The sequence below is a fragment of the Streptomyces sp. NBC_01306 genome, assembly GCF_026340465.1.
GTDB lineage: Bacteria > Actinomycetota > Actinomycetes > Streptomycetales > Streptomycetaceae > Streptomyces.
The window spans coordinates 282,625-302,974 of record NZ_JAPEPC010000001.1 but is presented as its reverse complement, the minus strand read 5'-3'; the positions used below and the strand labels follow the sequence as shown (position 1 = coordinate 302,974).

The 20,350-nt window shown below is 71.8% G+C and carries 15 protein-coding genes; 9 read left to right on the top strand and 6 right to left on the bottom strand.

Annotated elements, in window-relative coordinates:
* Positions 1-275: 275 nt before the first annotated feature.
* Positions 276-2,312, top strand: coding sequence for a regulator (locus tag OG385_RS01230; RefSeq protein WP_266851013.1), 2,037 nt, complete (start codon positions 276-278; stop codon positions 2,310-2,312).
* An 82-nt stretch (positions 2,313-2,394) separates the two neighbouring features.
* Positions 2,395-3,117 (top strand): CDP-alcohol phosphatidyltransferase family protein, encoded by a 723-nt coding sequence (locus OG385_RS01225; protein ID WP_266851011.1) that lies wholly within the window; start codon positions 2,395-2,397, stop codon positions 3,115-3,117.
* On the opposite strand, the gene OG385_RS01220 is transcribed toward OG385_RS01225, so the two are convergent.
* Positions 3,077-3,562, bottom strand: coding sequence for an adenylyltransferase/cytidyltransferase family protein (locus tag OG385_RS01220; RefSeq protein ID WP_266851009.1), 486 nt, complete (start codon positions 3,560-3,562; stop codon positions 3,077-3,079). The genes OG385_RS01225 and OG385_RS01220 overlap by 41 nt on opposite strands.
* 187 nt (positions 3,563-3,749) lie before the next feature.
* On the opposite strand from OG385_RS01220, the gene OG385_RS01215 reads away from it, so the two are divergent.
* The 3 genes from OG385_RS01215 to OG385_RS01205 are packed head-to-tail and all read left to right on the top strand — an operon-like array spanning position 3,750 to position 7,905.
* Positions 3,750-4,955: a glycosyltransferase family 4 protein gene (locus OG385_RS01215; protein WP_266860543.1), complete on the top strand. Its 1,206-nt coding sequence runs from the start codon at positions 3,750-3,752 to the stop codon at positions 4,953-4,955.
* On the top strand, positions 4,952-6,664 hold the full coding sequence (locus OG385_RS01210; protein ID WP_266851008.1) for a lipopolysaccharide biosynthesis protein: 1,713 nt from the start codon (positions 4,952-4,954) through the stop codon (positions 6,662-6,664). Before OG385_RS01215 ends, OG385_RS01210 begins: the two co-directional genes overlap by 4 nt.
* Complete coding sequence (locus OG385_RS01205; protein ID WP_266851006.1) at positions 6,661-7,905, top strand: hypothetical protein; 1,245 nt, start codon at positions 6,661-6,663, stop codon at positions 7,903-7,905. Before OG385_RS01210 ends, OG385_RS01205 begins: the two co-directional genes overlap by 4 nt.
* Here OG385_RS01205 and OG385_RS01200 read toward each other — a convergent pair.
* Positions 7,878-9,419 carry a hypothetical protein gene (locus OG385_RS01200; RefSeq protein ID WP_266851005.1) on the bottom strand — a complete coding sequence of 514 codons (1,542 nt, stop codon included), beginning with the start codon at positions 9,417-9,419 and terminating at the stop codon, positions 7,878-7,880. The genes OG385_RS01205 and OG385_RS01200 overlap by 28 nt on opposite strands.
* A gap of 194 nt (positions 9,420-9,613) precedes the next feature.
* On the opposite strand from OG385_RS01200, the gene OG385_RS01195 reads away from it, so the two are divergent.
* Both OG385_RS01195 and OG385_RS01190 read left to right on the top strand, forming a co-directional pair.
* Positions 9,614-10,150 (top strand): WcaF family extracellular polysaccharide biosynthesis acetyltransferase, encoded by a 537-nt coding sequence (locus OG385_RS01195; RefSeq protein ID WP_266851003.1) that lies wholly within the window; start codon positions 9,614-9,616, stop codon positions 10,148-10,150.
* Positions 10,147-11,307 (top strand): glycosyltransferase, encoded by a 1,161-nt coding sequence (locus OG385_RS01190; protein WP_266851001.1) that lies wholly within the window; start codon positions 10,147-10,149, stop codon positions 11,305-11,307. The genes OG385_RS01195 and OG385_RS01190 overlap by 4 nt, the downstream gene beginning before the upstream one ends.
* Here OG385_RS01190 and OG385_RS01185 read toward each other — a convergent pair.
* The 3 genes from OG385_RS01185 to gmd form a co-directional block, all read right to left on the bottom strand.
* The gene (locus tag OG385_RS01185) at positions 11,270-11,953 is read right to left on the bottom strand and encodes a hypothetical protein (RefSeq protein ID WP_266850999.1); all 684 of its coding nucleotides are present in this window, start codon (positions 11,951-11,953) and stop codon (positions 11,270-11,272) included. The two genes, OG385_RS01190 and OG385_RS01185, sit on opposite strands and share 38 nt — an antisense overlap.
* 83 nt (positions 11,954-12,036) lie before the next feature.
* Positions 12,037-14,781, bottom strand: a complete 2,745-nt coding sequence (locus OG385_RS01180) for a LamG-like jellyroll fold domain-containing protein (RefSeq protein ID WP_266850997.1) — start codon at positions 14,779-14,781, stop codon at positions 12,037-12,039.
* A gap of 32 nt (positions 14,782-14,813) precedes the next feature.
* On the bottom strand, positions 14,814-15,827 hold the full coding sequence (gene gmd / locus OG385_RS01175; RefSeq protein ID WP_266850995.1) for a GDP-mannose 4,6-dehydratase: 1,014 nt from the start codon (positions 15,825-15,827) through the stop codon (positions 14,814-14,816).
* Between the two features lie 125 nt (positions 15,828-15,952).
* On the opposite strand from gmd, the gene OG385_RS01170 reads away from it, so the two are divergent.
* A complete protein-coding gene (locus tag OG385_RS01170) occupies positions 15,953-16,891 on the top strand; it encodes a GDP-L-fucose synthase (protein WP_266850994.1) in 939 nt (312 codons plus the stop codon).
* A 52-nt stretch (positions 16,892-16,943) separates the two neighbouring features.
* Here the strand turns inward: OG385_RS01170 and OG385_RS01165 are convergent, their stop codons facing one another.
* A complete protein-coding gene (locus tag OG385_RS01165; RefSeq protein WP_266850992.1) occupies positions 16,944-18,347 on the bottom strand; it encodes a sugar transferase in 1,404 nt (467 codons plus the stop codon).
* Positions 18,348-18,730: 383 nt separating this feature from the next.
* On the opposite strand from OG385_RS01165, the gene OG385_RS01160 reads away from it, so the two are divergent.
* Positions 18,731-20,341 carry a glycoside hydrolase family 71 protein gene (locus OG385_RS01160; protein ID WP_266850990.1) on the top strand — a complete coding sequence of 537 codons (1,611 nt, stop codon included), beginning with the start codon at positions 18,731-18,733 and terminating at the stop codon, positions 20,339-20,341.
* The last annotated feature ends 9 nt before the right edge of the window (positions 20,342-20,350 follow it).

Below are 20,350 nucleotides of genomic sequence, written 5' to 3'. Positions count from 1 at the left end.
GGCTCCTGGATGTGCGGTGAAGCTGTGCGGTTGCGGCGTGCCGAGGACGGCTGCGCCGCGGCGGGCGGCGCCGTCCACCACAACTTCCTTCACTTCACCGGCGTTGTCGAGCACCGACGCGGTGCGGCGGCGGTGCCTCAACGCCGCTGTGCCGAGACGGTGTTCGCCCACGACGCCTGTGTCCGAACCGTGTGTGTCCGAACCGTGTCCCCGGGCCGTCAGGAGGGCTGCGCCCCGTGGTGCCGACGACGCGCGAAGTAGGCGAGACTGTTCCGGTGGCGGGCTACCTTCCTCGCGAGGCCACGACTCTCGTGGGACGAAAGAACGAGTTGGACCATCTCCGGAACGCTCTCGCGGGGCACCGGCTGATCACGCTGACCGGGATCGGCGGGGTGGGCAAGACCCGTGTCGCGCTCCGCGCGGCGGGCCGTGCGGCACCGGACTGGCCGGACGGCGCCTGGTGGGCGGACCTCTCGCCGCTCTCCGGCGAGCAGCTGCTGCTGCCCACCGTCTGCGACGCCGTCGGACTCTCCGACCACACGACGCGCAGTCAGGCGGAAGCGCTCTGCGAATGGCTCTCCGACAAACAGGGGCTGCTGGTGCTCGACTCCTGCGAACACCTGGTCGGGCCCTGCCGCAGTCTGGTGGGCGATCTCCTCACCGCGGCCCCCGGACTCACGGTGCTGGCGACCAGCAGGCAGGCGCTGGGAGTCGGCGGTGAGCGGGTGGTCGAGATCGAACCGCTGTCCGTCGGGGGCGAGCGGACAGCGCTCGCGCTCTTCACCGAGCGGGCCGGGCACGCTGTGCCCGGTCTCTCGCTGGCGGATCCGGGCGCGGCCGCCGCGGCCGACCGGATCTGCCGACAGCTCGAAGGTATCCCGCTGGCGCTGGAACTCGCCGTCGCGCAACTGCGGGACAGCTCGGTGGAGAAGGTGGCCGAGAGGCTGAGCTCCCGCTTCGAGACACTGGTGCTGAGCGGGCGGCCGGGGGCGCTGAGGCACCGGACCCTGCGGACCGCGATCGGCTGGAGCCACGAACTGTGCGAACCGCTGGAACGGCTCCTCTGGGCGCGGCTGTCCGTCTTCCGCGGCCCCTTCGACGCCGAGTCCGCACGTGCCGTCTGCTCCGGCGGGCCGCTCTCCCCGGACGGCGTCGGCCGTGCGCTGCGGGGGCTGACCGAGAAATCCGTCGTCGGCCGGGACGGCTCGCGGTACCGCATGCTCGACACCGTGCGGGAGTACGGCCGGATGTGGCTCGCGGAGCTGGGTGAGGGCGGGGAACTGGCCGAGCGCCACGCCGCGTACTGTCTGGCCCTCGCGCGTGACGCCGACGCCGGCTGGTCCGGTCCGCAACAGAGCGAGTGGTACCGGCGGGTCGCCGACGCACACATCGACCTCTGTACCGCGCTGGAACAGCTGCTGGTCACCGACCCCGGACGCGCACTCGAACTGGTCGGCCTGATCGGCTTCTACTGGAGCTGCTGCGGCCATCTGCACGAGCTGCGCAGCTTCGTGGAACGTGCCCTGGCCCGCCACCCGGAGCGGGGGCCGGTCCGGAGCCGGGCGCAGTGGGTGCTCGGTGTGAACGCGCTGCTCCAGGGTGAGCACGACCTGGCGCACGAACTGGGGCTCCAGTGCGACGCGCAAGCGCGACCGGGGGACGACACGGAGGAGTCGCTCGCCGCCGCCTATCTCCTCGGCCTCAGCCACCTCATGGCAGGCCGGCCGGCGGCCGCACACACCGTGGCGGTGCGGCTGCCGGGTTCCGCGGACATGACGCGGGACTCGGCGTCCCGCCGCAAGTGCCGGCTCGTCGAGGTGTTCGCGCTCACCGGACTCGGCCGGCTCGCCGAAGCACACGCTCTGGCAGCCGAGTTGCGGGAGGCGTGCGTGGCGACCGGCGACTGGTGGACCCGCTCCTACACCGAGTACCAGCTCGCGCTGATCGCGCTCTTCCAGAGCCGGCCCGGCGACGCGGCGGCCCATGCGCAGTCGATGCTCATGGGCAAGCGGCACATCGGTGACGCCTTCGGGATCGCCCTGGGTCTGGACGTTCTCGCGGCCGCCGTGGCGGCGCAGGGCGACGGTGACCGGGCCGCCCTGGTCTACGGGACGAGCCAGGCGTTCTGGCGCACCGTCGGCCACCCGCAGCGCGGCACCCCGGAGCTCGGACCCGTACGCGAGGAGTGCGAGCGCAGCGCCCGTGCGGCCATCGGGGACGAGGCGTACACCGCGGCTTTCCTCCGGGGCGCCTCGGTACGGACCGCCCCGGACCTCGCCCGCGCTCTGGACGGGCAGTTGCCGCTGTCATGAGCCCATGAACCGGGTGGTCTTGAAGGTGGCCGTACACCTGCGATGATGTTCACACTTTGTGCACAGATGACCTGGGGGGGCCATGGGATCCGTGGGTACCGCGCTGCTCGAACTGCGGACGGCGCAGAAGTCCGCCAAGGGGGTGTCGCTCTACTCCCGCTATGTGAACCGCCCGGTGGGCCGCTATCTGGCGGCCGGGTCGTACGCCCTGGGGCTGAGCCCCAATCAGGTGACCCTGGTGAGCGCGGTGTTCAGCTTCGCCGCCGTGGCGGGTGTGGCGCTGGGCGAACCCTCCTGGGGGCAGGGCGTCGCCGTGTGGGCCGGTCTCGCCGTGGGGTTCGCTTTCGACTCTGCCGACGGTCAGCTGGCCCGGCTGCGCGGCGGCGGCAGCGCGGCGGGGGAGTGGCTGGACCATGTCGTGGACTGCGCGAAGATCACCGCACTGCACTCCGCCGTACTCATCGCCTTCTACCGTAACCCCGGCCACTTCGGGGTGACGGACGACGCCTGGCTGCTGGTGCCGCTCGGCTTCCAGTTCGCCGCCGTCGTCACCTTCTTCGGCGGACTGCTCACCGAGAAGCTCACCCCACGGCCGGCCCCCGGCAGCCCGGCCGCGGCACCGTCGCGGCTGCGCGCGGTCGCGCTGCTCCCGGTCGACCACGGGATCTTCTGCCTGGTCTTCCTGCTGCTAGGGGCCGGTGCGGGCTTCCGCTGGGCCTATACGGTCCTCGGTGCGGTCAGCGCGCTGTTCCTGGCCGCCTTCCTCATGAAGTGGTTCCGGGAACTGAGCGCAGTTCGGCGCTGAACTGCGGTTCGGGCTGGGCCAGTACGTCGAGCGCCCGGCGCAGCTGCGTACTCGACGTGTGCACCGTGTACGGGAAGTAGACGATCTCCACACCCACCGCGGCGAAATCCCGCTCCAGCTTCTCGCCCTTCGCGGTGCCCCGCCAGTCGTCGCCCTTGAACAGGACGTCGAACCGCACCTGCCGCCAGGTCTCGACCTTGTCCGCGACGGTCTCCACGAACGCCGCGTCCACGTACTTGACGCTGCGGACGATCTCCAGCCGCTCCACGAGCGGGATCATCGGGCGGCGCCCCTTGGCCCGCTCGGCCATCTCGTCGGAGACCACTCCGGCGACCAGGTAGTCGCACTGACTGCGCGCGTGACGAAGGATGTTGAGGTGCCCGATATGGAAGAGATCGTAAGCGCCGGGTGCGTATCCGACCCGGTGCCGTTTGCCTGCTGTCATGACTGAACCCCCCAGCGAACCACACCCCCCGGCGTGGTGGAAGGTACTGACGATAGCGTGCACATTCCGTTCAGGTTGAGTGAACGATCGGGGTGAACCAACGGGTTCACCTCTGGGGGGAAAGGACCGCCGCGTGACACAGACGCGACGAAACGACGAACCGGCCGCGAACCGGCGCAGACTGCTGCTGGTTTCCACCAACTACGCGCCGGAGCACGCGGGTATCGGCCCGTATGCGACACAGATAGCCGAACACTGGGCGCGGTGTGGCCACGAGACACATGTACTGACCGGGATGCCGCACTACCCGTCCTGGACGACGGACCCGGCGTACGCCGGTGTCTGGCGCCGGTCCGAGGAGCGCGAGGGCGTACGGGTGCACCGCAGACGGCACACCGTGCCGCCCCGGCAGACCGCCGTCCGGCGGGCGCTCTTCGAGGGCACGATCCTGCTGCACGGCCTGGCCGCGCCGCCCAGGACCGGCCGTCCGGACGCCGTGCTGGCACAGATGCCCAGCCTCGCGGGCGGCGTGCTCGGGGCCCGGCTCGCGGCCCGCTGGAAGGCGCCGTACGTCCCCGTGGTGCAGGACCTGATGGGGGCGGCGGCAGCGCAGAGCGGGATACGCGGCGGGGACCGCGCCGCAGCGCTGGCCGAGCGCGCCGAGTCGTACGCCCTGCGCCGCGCCACACTGGTGGGCGTGATCCACGAGACCTTCGTGGAGAAGGTACGGGCGATGGGCGTCGACCCCGGCCGGATCCGCCTCGTGCCCAACTGGAACCACATACCGGGCCCTTCGCGCCCGCGCGCGGAGAGCCGGGCCCGGCTCGGCTGGCGCGACGGCGACACCGTCGTCCTGCACTCCGGGAACATGGGGCTCAAACAGGGGCTCGACGTCCTCGTCGAGGCGGCCAGACGTGATCCGGCCCTGCGCGTGGTGCTGATGGGCGACGGCAACCAGCGCGGGACGCTCGCCGCGCTCGCCGCCGACGTACCCAATCTGCTGTTCATGCCGCCCGCCGATGACGGTGAATTCCCGGACATTCTCGCGGCGGCCGACGTCCTCGCGGTCACCCAGCGGGCCTCGGTGCTCGACATGAGCGTCCCCTCCAAGCTGACCTCGTACTTCGCGTCGGGGCGGCCGGTGATCGCCTCCGTCGCCGCCGAGGGCGGCACCGCTCAGGAAGTGCTCCGCTCGGGGGCCGGGGTGCTCGTTTCCCCGGAGGATCCGGACGCTCTGCTGGCCGCGGTGCGTAGACTCGCCGCAGATCCGGTGACCGCCGATGCTCTGGGGGCTGAGGGGCCGCGTCATGTGGCGTCCCACTTGTCGAGGGACGCGGGACTGGCGCGGATCGACGCACTGATCGAAGAGGCCTTGGGGGGTCCACACACGTGACGGACACGCATGCTTCCGCGGCGCGGGACGACGAACCGGACCTGTTGAGGGACCAGTTCAGGCAACTGCTGCGCTACCGCCGTCTCATCGGCCTGGGGATCGGGGTCGGCCTGCTCGGCGGAGCCTGGCTCGGCGTGACATCCGCCGAGAGCTATGCGGCGGCCAGCGACATCCGGCTGCGCGCCCCCACCAACGACCCCTTCAATCCGGCCGTTTCGGTCGACAAGACCATCAACATGGGCACGGAGCGGCAGACCGCGGTCAGCAGCAGCGTCGCCGAGGTCGCCGTCAAGGCCCTGGGCCTGCCCGACAGTCAGCTGGCCGCCTTCCAGCGCGGGCTCCAGGTCACCAACCCGCCGCAGACCATGGTGCTCCACTTCACCTACACGACGACCTCGCCCGGGGAGGCGGCCCGCCGGGCCAACGCCGTCACCAAGGCGTACCTCGATCTGCGGAAGAAGCAGTGGGGCGATCTCCGGGACAGCATGGTCACCAAGTCCCAGAATCAGCTGAACCCGATCGCCAAGGAGCAGAACGACCTGGCCAAGCAGCTGGCGGCCGAGGGCAGCGGGGCCCCCGACTCCTCACGGGCCCGCAACGACGACCTGCTCAGCAAGGTCGGCACGCTCAACAGCCAGATAGCCAGCCTCAAGGCGCTCGACATGACGGCCGGCACCGTCATCGTCAAGGCCGTGCCGCCGACCGCCTCCAGCGGTCTCGGGCTGATCGTCTCGCTCGGTGTCGGCGGCGCCGTCGGTATCGCGCTCGGGCTGCTCGCCGCCTGGGTCCGGCTGGTCTTCGACCCGTCGCCCCGCTCGTCGGGCGACGTCGCCCGTGCGGTGCGGGCCCCCGTACTCGGCACCCTGCCGCGCGTCGCCGACGGCGGCCCGCTGCTCGCCGTGGACCAGTCGGACTCCCGCCTCGCCGAGGAGTACCGCTCCGTGGCCTTCCGGCTCGCCTACGACCAGCGGTTCGCCGACCGCCGCCGGCTGCTCGTCGCCGCTCCGCGCGGCGGCAACAGCGAAGCGGCGGCGGCCGTGGCGGCCAACCTGGCCGCGTCGTTCGCCGAGACCGGCAAGGACGTGCTGCTCGTCGAGGCGGACCTGCGCACACCGTCCCTCACCGCCCGGCTGCGCGCCAACTCGCCCAGCCGCCCCGGGTGGAGCCTGCCGCCCGACTTCGACGAGTCCGGCTGGCCGGGCCCGCGGCAACTCCAGGTCGACGCGGGCGAGTCGGGGGTCTTCGACCTGATCCCGGGGGAGCGCGTACGGAATGTGGCGCGCGCCCTCACATCGGCCCGGGTGACCCGGCTGATCGAGGAGGCCGACTCACCGAACGCGACCGTCGTCGTGCTGGCCCCGCCGGTCCTTGCCTACGCCGACGCGCTGGCGCTGGTCGACCGGGTGGACGGTGTGCTGATCGTCTGCGATCCGCGTGCCGTGCACCGGGCCGACCTCGTCCGCATCCGGGAGCTGATCACCGGCGCGGGCGGCACCGTACTGGGCGCCGTCACCCACGCGGCCTCCCGCAGGGCGGGCCGCCGTACCGCGGCCAAGTCCGGGCACCGGGGCGGAGGCAGCCGGGCATCGGGCAGACCCCTGCCGCCGGGCCCGGCGCCGCAGCTTCCGGCACCGCCCCCGGCGGCACCACGCGTCCCCGCCGGGGACGACACCGTCGCCCTCGGCACGATCCGCGCCGGAGACCGGTGAGACGCTCGGCCGTCGTCGCCGCTTCGGTGCTGGACCAGGCCGCATCCAGCCTGACCAACATCCTGGTCCTGGTGATGGCGGCCCGGGTCTCCACCACCGCCGGGTTCGCGGCGTTCTCGATGGTCTATCTGACGTTCACGGTGCTGCTCGGACTCAACATGTCGTACGTCGGCCAGGCAGTCGTACTGGAGCGCGGCGACCGGACGGCGCTCGCATCCGCGTGCCGCTCGGCCGCCGCCTTCACCGCCTGCGCCTCGCTCGCCGCCGGCGCGCTGCTGGCGGCGGGCGGGGCGGCCGTCGGCGGCCGGCTCGGGCACACCTTCCTGGCGCTGGGTCTTGTCCTGCCCTTCGTGCTGCTCCAGGACGGGCTGCGCTACTCCTTCTCCGCGCTCCAGCAGCCGCACCGCGCGCTGGCCGCCGATGTACTGCGGCTGCTCTGCGTGGTGCCCGCGCTGCTCCTCCAGCCCCATCACGCGGGTCCCGCCCGGCTGGTGGCCGTCTGGGGGCTCTCCGCCGTCCCGGCGCTGCTGGCCGGCCTGCTCCTGCTGCGGCCCCTGGTGAGCGGCGCCACCACCCAGGTACGGCGCTATCTGCGGCGCGGCCACCTCGGGATGCGGTTCGTCGTCGAGTTCGCCGTCGGCAACGCCTCCAGCCAGCTGGCGGTCCTCGGCCTCGGCCTCTTCGCCAGCCCGCTGGCCGTCGGCGCGCTGCGCGGCGCCACCACCCTCTTCGGCCCGCTCAACGTGCTGTTCAACTCGGTCAACGCCTTCGGCCCGCCGGTACTCGGCAGACTGGGCGGCCGGCGCGCCACCGCGCGAGCCGCCGCGGTCCTGGGCTGTGTACTGGCCGGGGTGGGCTTCGGCTGGGCCGCGGTCCTGTACGCCCTGCCCGACCGGGTGGGGCGCCAACTCCTCGGCGCCACCTGGCAGTCGGCGTCCGCGCTGCTGCCCGCCACCGGCAGCCAGTACGCGGTGATGGCGCTGGGGACCTGCGCCCTGGTCACCCTCCGGGTGCTCAGCCCGCGCGCGACCCTGTCGCTCCAGGTGGTCTTCTCGCTGGTCTCCGTGGCGCTGATGCTCGGCGGCTATCCGCTCGGTGGCGCCATCGGGGCGGCCTGGGGGCTCGCGGCGGGCTCCGCGCTCAAGGCCGTCGCCGCCTGGGCCCGGGTCGTACGGCTGGGCCCGGTGGCCGGTCCGGTCGCCGACGGGGACGCTCAGCGCAGCGCCGCGCCCCTGTCCTGACGGTAGGTGGTGACCATCGCGATGCAGATGACCGCGATGGCCACCCGCCCCGACGCCTGGAGCAGCGGACCGCGCAGCAGGATGAACGAGTAGCCCGCGACGAGCGGCACCACGAGCGAGATCAGGCTGCCCGGAGGCGTACGCCGGATCGCGCGGCGGGCGTATCTCCGGTCCACCCGGGCGGCCGCGTACCCCATCGCGAGCAGCCCCAGGGTCATTCCGACCGGACCGAAGTCGATCCACAGCTCCGCCCAGATCGGCGAGGAGAGGTTGGTGTTGACCGCGTCCATCCACTCACCGACCATCACACCGGTGTCGTGCGGCTTGCCCGGCCACACCGAGCGCGGAACGGCGAACAGGATGGACCCGGCCAGCTGCTTGCCGTAGAGATGGCCCACCCCGGACCGCTCGAAGGTGATCGTGTTGGCGAACATCCCGATCTGGTCATAGTCCTTGAGCGCCAGCGGCTCCAGCACCGAAGTGGTTTCCACCGGGTGGTAGTTCTGCTCGTCGTAGCGGAAGCGGTCGGCGAACGGGAAGATCACCAGCGCCACCACCACGCCCAGGCTCAGTGCCGAGCGGTACATCGCCGCGCTGACCGGGAAGAGAGTGAACAACAGCGCGAGCAGCACGGTCAGGAACCAGTAACGCGGGTTCGAGATCGGGTTGTTGACCACCGTGTTCAGCGCGGCCAGGGCGAACCAGACGCCGATCACGGCGGGAGACCTGCGGGCCCGCCGCGATGTGACGAGCCAGCGGGTGTACGCGAGCAGCGCGAAGAGCGCGGGGACCGTACCGAAGCCGCGCAGCAGGGCCTGACCGGCCTGCGAGTCGGCCTGCGAGATGCCCGCCTCCTCGATCCCGGCGATGATCTCCTGGCGGCTGCTGAAGAAGACGGCGGGCCCGCCCAGTTTGACGACGAGCGCCCCGCTGCACACGAAAGCCACCACGACCAGCAGATACAGCCGCCTGCGGTGCACCAGCGCGGGCCGCGTCCCACCACGGCCCTTGCCCCCGGGCCGGTGCCGGGCGAGCAGCGCCCCCACGTCGAAGGCCGCGCACCCGATCAGGACGAGCGCCACGGCCTCCGTCACGTCCGAGCGCGGCCCCACCACCGGCGTGGGGACCTTGCCGAGCACCGCCTGTGCCAGCGGCGCCACCCCCATCGCCATATAGACGAAGAGCCAGAACGACCCCTGGAGCAGCTTGCGGTGGCTGGTCAGCACCATGCCGGACAGCCTGGCCCCCGCGTACACGGTCAGGGTGAGCTGGAGCCAGTACGCGGCGTCGTGGACCCCGTCACCCGGCTGTACGGCGACGAGCAGCGGCAGCACGAGCGAGAGCCCGAGCGCGAGCGGCACCGACAGGGCCCGGGAGAGCAGCGTGCGCGGGGAGACGGCGGGTGCGAAGCGGAGGACGGCCGCGGGGGGCAGGACAGGGCCGGACCGCGGACCGCGCCCGGCGGCAGCGGCCGGAGCTTCCGGCCGGGCGCCCTCGCTGGTGTCCGTCGCCATGGATGGCCCCCGCCCCCTGTTCAACGCCCCTGGTTGAACGACCCTGTTGAACGCCCCTGGTTGAACGCCCCGCTGTACTTCCCCGCCGGCAGTCTACCGAGGCCGCTGTCCTCCCGTAGCTTCCGGCGTCTGCGCGTATCACCCACTAGGCTGAGCGCTCAGGCGTCTGGGGAGGCGCCAGTGGGGGTGAAGTGATGCGGAATCTACCGGCGTTCACGCTGGCCGGATACGACAAGGGCCGGGGGCGGCTGACGCAGGCGCTGTGGTTCGCCGTGATGAACACCGTCTTCATGGCGTGGTTCTGCCCGGCCCGGCTGCGGGTCGCGCTGCTGCGGGCCTTCGGCGCGACGGTCGGTGAAGGGGTGCTGATACGGCACCGGGTACGGGTCCTGTGGCCGTGGAAGCTGACCGTGGGGGACCACACCTGGATCGGTGAGGGTGCCTGGCTGCTCAATCTGGAGCCGGTCACCCTGGGGGCGCATGTCTGTGTCTCCCAGGAGGCGCTGCTCTGCACCGGCAGCCATGACCACCGTGCCGCCGACTTCCGCTACCGCAACGCCCCGATCGTGGTGAAGGACGGCGCCTGGGTCGCCGCCCGCGCCACGGTGCTCGCGGGCGTCACCATCGGCGCGCAGGCCGTCGTCGCGGCGGGCACGGTCGTCCACCGGGACCTCCCGGACCTCACGCTGCACACGGCGGATGGCCGGCGCCCGGTGCGGGAGCCCGTATGAGAGTCCTGCACACCGTCACCCTGCACAGCCCGACGCACGCCTTCGGCGGTCCCGTCCGGGTCGCGCTCAACCTCTCCCGCGGACTGCGGGAGCGCGGTCACGAGGCGCGGCTCGTCGCTCTCGGCGACGGCTTCGGCGGGCGGCTGCCCACCGAGGTGGAGGGCGTGCCCGCCCGGCTCTTCCAGGCCCGCAGAATGCTGCCGCTCGGCTTCAGCGGCATCACGTCGCCCGCCCTGGTCGCGGCCGCCGGGCGCCTGGTCCGCGACGCCGACCTCGTCCATGTGCACCTCGCACGCGACCTGGTGACCCTGCCGGTCGCCCTGGCGGCCCTGCGCGCGGGCAAGCCGCTCGTGCTCCAGACCCACGGCATGGTCGACCCGAGCGACCGGCTCCTCGCGAAGGTGCTCGACGCGCTGGCCGTCCGCAGGGTGCTCCGCCGCGCATCGGCCGTGCTGTATCTGACCGAGCACGAGCGCCGGGGCCTCGAAGCCGTCGCCCCGACCGGCCCCGGGCTCCCCCTCCACCTGGTGCGCCTGGTGAACGGGGTGCCGGCCCAGGAGGCCGGGCCCACCCCGTCCGGACCCCCGCGCGTGCTGTACGCGGCCAGGCTCCAGGCCAGGAAGCGGCCGCAGGACTTCGTGGCCGCGGTCCCGGAGATCCTGCGCCACCACCCCGACGCCGAGTTCGTCGTGGCCGGGCCCGACGAGGGCGAACTCGCCTCCGTACAGGCGCTCATCAGCAGCCTCGGGCTCGGCGAGCGCGTGCACTGCCCCGGTTCGCTCTCGGCCGGTGAGATGCTCGCCGAGCTACAGCACGCCCACGTCTATGTGCTGCCGTCGGTGGACGAGCCGTTCCCGATGTCGGTCCTGGAAGCCCTCGCGGCCGGGACGCCCGCGGTGGTCACGCACTCGAACGGGCTCGCCCGGGACATCGCGGGCGCCGGGGCCGGCCGCGTGGTCGGCGGCGCCGCGGAGCTGGCCGCCGGGGTGCTGGAGCTGCTGGACCCCGGCGCCAACGAGGCGGCCTCCGCCGCGGCCCGGAAGCTGGCGGCGCAGGCGTTCTCGATGGACGCCGTGCTCGACACCCTCATCGCGGTGTACGAGGGGTGCGCGAGCGGTGTTACGCGGGCACCCAGGCGTAGCAGCCGGAAGACGTGAACTCGGCCGCGCCCGCAGGGATCCGGGCCTCGACGGTCCCCTTGGCGCCCGTGCCCGGCCCGGATGCGAGCACCTTGCCGCCGCTTCCCGACACCCGCCAGGTGCAGTCGGCAGCGGACGTCAGAGCGCGGTAGGTGCCCGCCCGCGGGTTCTTCCGGGTGCCGTCGGGGAAGCCCGCGTCCGCGGCCTTGAGCACCGGCTTCTGGTCCGGACAGAGCAGCGTGATGGCGGCCTTCGCGTCGGGGATGTCACCCGCGATGACCGCCCCCACCGCCGCGTTCTTGTCGTGTGCGGCGGTCCTGGCCACCCGCTGGCAGCTCTCCTGACCCGTCTGCAGCACGGCGGAGGGGTCCATGTCCTGCGGCACCCGCCCGCTCAGATACTTCTTGTCCTTCTTGCTGAACGAGCCGGTGACGGGGGTGAGCCGGGAGTCCGGCAGCATCGGCTCCTTCGCCGAGGGGGACGGTGCGGGACCGGTCGCGGTCTGCTGGTCCGGGATGCTCGCCGCCGGGGCCGGGCTGTGCCGGGCGCCGGCCCCGCTCTTCCCGCCGTCGTGCGGGGAACCGGACGAACCGCAGGCGGAGACGGAGACGAGGGCGGCCAGCGCGGCCGCGGCGGCCGCCGCACGCCGGTGGAGTGGACGCATGAGAGTGCTCCTGTGGTACGGGCGGTGCGGGGCCCGGCTGACCGGGCCCCGCACGCTGTCAGTGAGGTGGCGTCACCTGCGGATCACGGTGCGCCGAAGGTCAGCACGAGCTGCGGGGTGCCCTCGGCCGCGGTGGCCTCGCGGGACCACAGCCAGAGCGGATCCGTGCCCGTGCTCGTCAGTGCCAGGCTGTAGGGGCTGCCCAGTGCCGGGGTGAGCGCGGTCGTGTCGAGCGGGGCCGAGTAGACGGTGGAGCCGTCCGTCGCACCGCTCAGCGTGCCGAGTGTGCCAGGATCCGGTGCGGGCCGGTTGCTGTACGTCAGAGCGGACTCCGTCCAGTCCCCGGTGACCGGGACGACGGACTGGCTGTCCGCCGAGCCCGCGCCGGTCTGGGTCGAGGTCTTCACCGACAGCCTGGCGCTCTTCAGCACCGTGCCCGCCGGGGCGGACGGCAGGGTGAAACGCAGATACGACGCGTACGCCGATGTGCCGCGCACGGCGAGCGAGCTCGACGTGCCGTAGTTCGTGCCCGGCGCACCCGCGTTGACGTAACTGTCCTCGGTGGCCCGGACGGTGGAGACGGTGTCCGCCGGGGCGCTCGCCAGCTTGTGGTGGTCGGCCACCTGCTGCGCGGTGAGCACCGAGGGGTAGATGGCCGTCTCGTCGATCTGGCCCGCGAAGAAGTTGCTCGTGGGCTGCTGCGGCCAGCCGTTGAGCTGGTCACCGCCGACCCGCCAGTAGCCGGAGTACGCCTGGTTGCCCGTCACCTTCGACGACGCCTTCAGCGCACCGTCGACATAGAGCGCCATACCGGACGCGCCCTGGGTGGCGACCACATGGTGCCAGGCACCGTTGTTGTAGGTGCCCGGCGCCGTGACGGTCTGCGCCCCGCCGGTGTACACACCGAAGACCAGATGTCCGTCGTCGGTGAGGTAGATGTTCTTGTCGTAGTTGCTGCTGGTCTTGGTGGTGTTGTTGCCGAACCCGACGAGTTTGCCGCCGCGGTCGGTGGTCGTCCTGAACCAGGTCTCGATGGAGTAGTCACCGTCCACGGTCGTCCTGCGGTCGCTGTACACGACCTGGTCGGTGCCGTCGAAACTTATCGCCGTACTGGGGCCGTTGACCGCGGCGGGAGTCTGCCGGAGCGACGGCCCGTTGAGCTGGATTCCGCTGCTGTCGGACGGGGACGAGTCGCCGGTGAAGGGCGAGCTGCCCTCGTCGTAGCGCCAGTACTGGGTGGCGCCGTCCTTGAGGACGGCCGTCGGGTACGCCTCCGCCGACGAGGGGACGGTGACCGTCGCGGTGGGCGAAAGACCGCTGGCGTTGCCCGCCGCGTCCGTCGCCGTGACCCGGTAGGTGTAGGTCTGGCCGGCGGTCACGCCGGTGTCCCTGAACGACATCTGGGGCCGCGACCACGGCAGCGATTCGCCGTCCGCCGTGTACACCGGGGTCGACGAGCCGTTGCGGTACACCTTGTACGTCAGCTTGCTGTCGTCCAGATCGGTGCTGGAGCGCCAGCGCACCTGCACCTCACCGGGCTTGATGCTGGACGCACTGGCCTGCGGCACGCCCGGCACCCCGGTGTCGGGGCTCGCCGCGAACCGGGTGAGCCCCTGGGCGGGCGCGGCGTTGACCGTGGTGAACTCGCCGCCGACCCAGAGGTACTTGTTCGACCCGGTGTCCGATACGGCCAGTGCGCGCGGGCCGATGCCCTCGCCCAGACCGTCGTTGGTGTTCGGGAACCAGCCGAGCTTGCCGACCGAGGTGGTCGGCTGGGCCAGCAGATGGTTGCGCGGGCCGTCCGGGAACTCACCGACACTGGAGCAGTCGTGGGCGTGCGACGCGCTGTAGAGGACGTTCTCGTACGACAGCACGGCCTGGGTGGCGCCCAGGCAGGTGTCGCGCCAGCGCTGGCCGAGATCGCTGAGGTTCAGCGCGATCCGCCCGTCGAAGACGCCGCCGCCCGTCCCCTCGTTGCCGGTGTAGAAACCGGTCGCGTCGGTCCCGATGGTCTTGACGACCGAGTTGGTCTCGATGAAGCCCGGATACGTCTTCACGTTGTCGCCCGATGTGGCGTCGACCACGGCCAGCGCGTGCGAGTCGGCGCCGTTGACGGTGAAGAAGTCACCGCCGAGCAGGACATCGTGCCCGTCGGGCGTGACCGCGATCGCGCGGCCCGGCAGGTCGGCGTCCGCCCGGAACGGCCGCAGCGCCCCGGTGCCGCTGTCCACCGCGGCGAACCGCTTGCGGGTCTCGCCCGCGACGGTCCCGAAGTCGCCGCCCGCGTACACCGTGTCGCCGGTAACCGCGAGCGCCCGCACGGTCGCCGGGAAACTCGGGTGGAAGTCCGGCTCGGGGGCGCAGGTGGCGATGTCGATCGCCGCGAGGCTGCTGGCCTGTACACCGTTGACGGCGCCGAAGTAGCCGCCCGCGTACAGGGTCTTCTTGTCGGGCGAGACCGCGAGCGCCCGGACGGTCGCGGTGCCGCTGCCCACGGTGAACGACAGCTTGCAGGACGTGGGCGCCCCGGTCGCGGCGTTCATCGCCACGAAGTTGACGGCGTCCTGCGGCGTCCCGCTCGCCCCGTCCGGCGGCCGGACCTGCGAGAACGTACCGCCGACGAAGACGGTCCCCTGCGCCTCGGCCAGCGCCCAGACGATTCCGTTGGTCTGCCAGGTCGGCAGGTTGTCCGCGGTGAACGCCACCGGAGGGGTGACCGCCGTGGCCGGTGCCGCGGCTGTCACCCCCAGACCCGCTGTGACAGTGAGGACGAGGGCGGCCGAAAGCCCTCTGGATCTCGATCTGGATCTGGATCTGGATCTACGCATGTACATACCCCCCAGGCATGAAGTCGTTCACGTCAGCGGTCGATGCGGACGTTCGCACCGGCCAGTTGGTCCGCCACCTGACGCACATCGGCGTCCACCATGATCCGGGCCAGCTCCTCCACGAGCACCTCCGGCTTCCAGCCGAGCAGTTCGTTCGCCTTGGCCGGGTCGCCGATCAGCGCGTCCACCTCACTGGGGCGCTCGTACTTCGGGTCGTAGCGGACGTACCTGTCCCAGTCCAGGCCCGCGTGCGCGAAGGCCGTCTCCACGAACTCCCGTACCGTCGCCGCCACTCCGGTCGCCACCACGAAGTCGGTCGGCTCGTCGTGCTGGAGCATCCGCCACATCGCGTCCACGTACTCCGGGGCGTACCCCCAGTCGCGTACGGCGTCCAGATTGCCCAGGTAGAGCCGGTCCTGGAGTCCCGCCTTGATGCGCGCCACCGCGCGGGTCACCTTCCGGGTCACGAAGGTCTCGCCCCGGCGCGGCGACTCGTGGTTGAAGAGGATGCCGTTCACCGCGTACATGCCGTACGCCTCACGGTAGTTGACCGTGGTCCAGTACCCGAAGACCTTGGCCGCGCCGTACGGGCTGCGCGGATGGAACGGCGTGCCCTCGTGCTGCGGGGGCGGGGTGGCGCCGAACATCTCGGAGGACGACGCCTGGTAGTAGCGGGTCTCGATGCCGCTCGCCCGGATGGCCTCCAGAAGCCGCAGCGCCCCGAGACCCGTCACATCGCCCGTGTACAGGGGGGCGTCGAAGGAGACCCTGACGTGGGACTGGGCCCCGAGGTTGTAGACCTCGTCCGGTCTCAGCTCACGCAGCAGGTTCACCAGCGCCACCCCGTCGGCGAGGTCCGCGTGGTGCAGCACGAAGGACCGGTCGGGCTGCTGCGGATCCTGGTAGATGTGGTCGACCCGCTCCGTGTTGAAGCTCGACGAACGCCGGAGCAGCCCGTGGACCGTGTAGCCCTTGGAGAGCAGCAGCTCGGCCAGATAGGAACCGTCCTGACCGGTGACTCCGGTGATCAGTGCGGACTTGCTCATATGGGATGTCCCTCTCTGGCGGACCGGTCCGGGACCCGCCCGGACCCCGCGGTTATGTTGTGGTTCGGGAAATAAGTCAGCATCTCGGCCCCGGTGACGGGCTTCGTCCTGGCATGATCCGGCTCATGACTGAATCGCTGTTCCTGCCGCCGGGCGCCCGTATATTCGTCGCCGGCCACCGCGGCCTCGTCGGATCGGCGGTGGCCCGCAGGCTCACCGCCGACGGATACCAGGTCCTCACCCGCACCCGTACCGAACTGGATCTGCGCGACGCCGTGAGCACCGCGCGCTACCTCGGTGACACTCGTCCCGACGCGGTCGTCCTGGCCGCGGCCAAGGTCGGCGGCATCATGGCGAACAGCACCTACCCGGTCCAGTTCATCGAGGAGAACCTGCAGATCCAGTTGAGCGTGATCGCCGGGGCGCACGCGGCGGGCGTCGGCAGGCTGCTCTTCCTGGGCTCGTCCTGCATCTACCCGAAGCTCGCCCCGCAGCCGATCAGCGAGGACTGCCTGCTGACCGGGGCGCTGGAGCCCACCAACCAGGCGTACGCGCTGGCCAAGATCGCCGGAATCGTGCAGATCCAGTCGTACCGGCAGCAGTACGGGGCGGCCTACATCTCCGCCATGCCGACCAACCTCTACGGGCCCGGCGACAACTTCGACCTGGAGACCTCGCACGTCCTGCCGGCGCTGATCCGCCGCTTCCACGAGGCCCGCACGGCAGGCCGCGACGAGGTGGTGCTCTGGGGCTCCGGCACCCCGCGCCGGGAGTTCCTCCATGTCGACGACCTGGCCTCCGCCTGCGCCCTGCTGCTCCGCTCGTACGACGGCGACGCACCCGTCAACGTCGGCTGCGGCGCCGACCTGACGATCCGTGAACTCGCCGCCACCGTGGCCGAAGTGACCGGCTTCGAGGGGCGGATCGGCTGGGACACCTCCAAGCCGGACGGCACCCCGCGCAAGCTGCTCGACATCACCCGGCTGAGTTCGCTCGGCTGGAAGCCGGGCGTCGCGCTGCGCGACGGGATCGCCGCCACCTACGCCGCCTGGCAGCGCGGCTGACGGTCGCTGGGCCCGGGTCCCTGCCCGCATGGGCGGCACGGACAGCGGCCGGTCAGTACGCACCGCGGCCGTCGACAACGGCGCGGAGCGTACGGGCCATCACATCGACATCGCTGGTGAACGACCAGTTGTCGACGTACTGGAGATCGAGCTGGATGGCCTCGTCCCAGGAGAGGTCGGACCGGCCGCTGACCTGCCAGAGCCCGGTCATCCCGGGCCTTACGGCCAGCCGCCTGGCCTCCGTCTCGTTGTAGAGCGCGACCTCCTCGGGCAGCGGCGGGCGCGGGCCGACCAGGGACATGACACCGAGCAACACATTGATCAGCTGGGGCAGTTCGTCGAGGGACGTTCTGCGCAGCAGCCGTCCGGTCCGGGTGACCCGCGGGTCGCGCCGCATCTTGAACATCGGCCCGTCGGTCTCGTTCGCCGCCGCCAGCTCGGCCTTGCGGGCGTCCGCGTCCAGCCGCATCGTGCGGAACTTCCACATGACGAACGGCGTGCCGCCCTGGCCGATCCGCTGCTGCCGGTAGAAGACCGGGCCGGCCGAACTCAGCCCGACCGCAAGGGCTATCACCAGGAACAGCGGTGACAGCAGCAGCAGCCCCAGACCCGCGCCCGCCCGGTCCGTGACGGACTTCAGCACCGGCTGGGCGCCGCGCCGTACCGGCGGCACGATGCGCAGCAGAGCCATTCCGGCGGCCGATGCGGGCTCCATCCGCTTGACGGAGATCTCCACCAGGCCCGGGGCCAGGGCCAGTTCGACCCCGGCGTCGTGCAGCGCCCAGGACAGCCGCCGCAGCCGCTCGCCCGACATGCCCGCACCGGGTGCGACCAGGACGACATCGGCGGCCAGCTCGCGTGCGGCGCTCAGCAGCGGCACGGTGTCGTCGGCGGTGGCCGCAGGGGCCTGCCGGGCCAGCCGGCCCGCCAGCCGCGAGCCGCTGTCCACCGCGCCCACACCGACCGCCACGATGCCGACCACGACGTACGGGTGGTCGGTGCGGCCCGCCAGATGTCCGGCGACCTCGTCGGCGGCCGCCGGTTCGCCGACGACCAGCACCCGGGTGACGACCTGGGCCTTGCGGCGGGCCGCCGCCAGATGCCGGTAGGTCGCCCGGCGGCAGACGAGCGTGGCCAGCAGGGCCGGCAGGAGGACCAACAGGCAGAGCAGCGGCGGGTGGTGCAGTTCGGCCGCGCTGCGGACCACGGCCAGCACACCCAGCAGGATCAGCCAGTCGTGCAGGACCGGCAGCGCACCCCTGGACTCGCCCAGGGCGCGCTTGGTGTAGCGGTGCCGGAGCGCCTGCACCCCGAGCCAGGCGAGCGCCGTCACGGCCGCCGACCGGAGCGCGTACGGCTGGCCCTGGGCGCGGAACACGAGAGCGACCGGCAGCGCTGTCGCCGCGACGTCGGCGAGCAGCGCCGTCGGCAGGTACCACGGTGCTTTCAGGCGCATCCCATGCGGGATCGCGCCTGATGAAGTGCTGATGTCGGACGCACTGGTCTCAGGCGTTCGGACATGCCACATGTACCCCCCCGGCACGTGTTGACTGGTTCGTCCTGTTCGTCGATTCCCCGATCGACGAACTGGAGTCGCAACAGGGAACAGTACGACAAACTTCAGGTCGCACAATGCCGTTTACGTAAACGTTGCGACCGATTGGCCCCGGCGTGTATCGGGAGGCCATGTGGCGAAGGGGTGTTGGGCTCGTGTAATTCTGGCCGAATGGTCACGTACTGGCTCGTTCGGGACGGACTCCCAGTTGTCCCGGAGCCGCATTTCCGCTCTACTACTGCCCAACCCCCGTACTACGGGCGGCCTTCCGGGAAGGAACGACGATGGCCGAAGCGCCGGAACGAACCTTGGCGCCCCACCGCCGCAGAACCACCGGGCGGCGCATCCTGCTGCCGGGCGCCGGTCTGGTGCTCGGGCTGCTGCTGATCTGCCTGCTGGCCGGCAACGGAATGGCCTGGTCGCCCTTCGGGGCGGACGGGAAGCCCGCCGGGGGAGCACCCGCCGCCGCACCGTCCGCGCAGGGCCCGGCGGCGCGTGCCGGGGACCTCACTCCCAGGCCGCAGCACGTCACCGGCAAGGAGCTCCCCTTCGACCTGCCCTCACCCGCGACACTGCGAACCGGCCACCACCTGGTGTTCGCCCACTACTTCACGCCGTATCCGCTGTCCCTGGACAACAAGCCGGCCGGGCAGGACTACTACAGCCGCAACTACCTGACGGCGCAGGGCGAGAACGGCAAACACGCCCCGTACGGCGGCCTGTTGCGGGACCGGCCACTGCCCGTGGCGCCCCGGGGCGGCGACTGGCAGCTCGCCAACCTCCAGCAGGAGGTCCGCACCGCCAGGGCCGCGGGCATCGACGGGTTCAGTGTCGACATCCTCTCGCTGACCGGACCGAACTGGGAGCGGGTCAACCTCCTGCTCAAGGCTGCCGCTTCGGCCGCGCCGGGCTTCCGCATCATGCTGATGCCGGACATGACGTCGCTGCACACCGACCCGACGACGCTGGCGGACGCCCTGGCGGGTCTCGCCGCCTCACCGGCCGCCCACCGGCTCGGCGACGGACGCCTGGTGATCTCGCCCTTCAAGGCGGAGGCGCACAGTCCCGGCTGGTGGTCGCAGCTGACCACGCGGCTCCGGACCCAGCACGGCATCCGGACGGCCCTGGTCCCGCTGTTCCTCGACTTCACCGCGAACGCCGAGCGGTTCGCCCCGATCAGCTACGGCTTCTCGGAGTGGGGAAACCGCAGCTACACCGCCCAGGCGGGCGCCGCCTCCGACGTCGCTCTGGCCCACCGGCTGGGCAAGACCTGGATGCAGCCGGTCTCGGTCCAGGACGCCAGGCCCAACCAGGGCGTGTACGACGAGGCGGGCAACACCGCTACGCTGCGGGCCGGCTGGGGTCACGCGATCGACGACGGCGCCGACTGGGTCCAGCTCACCACCTGGAACGACTACTCCGAGGGCAGCCAGTTCGCACCGTCGCTGCACAACGGATACATCTATCTCGACCTGTCCTCGTACTACCTCACCCGCTTCAAGACCGGGCAGTGGCCCAGGATCGTACGCGACACGGTCTATCTGACCTCACGGGTCCAGTTCGCCGGGACCCGGCCGGTGCCCGGGGCGCAGCAGAAGCTGATGAGCCCGCGCGCCGGGACGGCGGCGCCCCGTGACACGGTGGAGGCGCTGACCTTCCTGACCGCGCCCGCCGTCCTGGACACCGTGGTCGGCACCGAGCGGCAGAGCCACCCGGTGCCGGCCGGAGTGCGGCCCACCCTGGTGCCGCTGCACACCGGGTGGAGCGCGGCCACGGTGCGCCGGGACGGCCGCACCGTGGCGGAGGTGACCTCGCGCCACCCGGTGCGGAGCCAGGTCCAGGTCCAGGACCTCCAGTACTACGCGGAGAGCAGCGGCCGCCCGGACACGCCCTGAGCTCCGGCG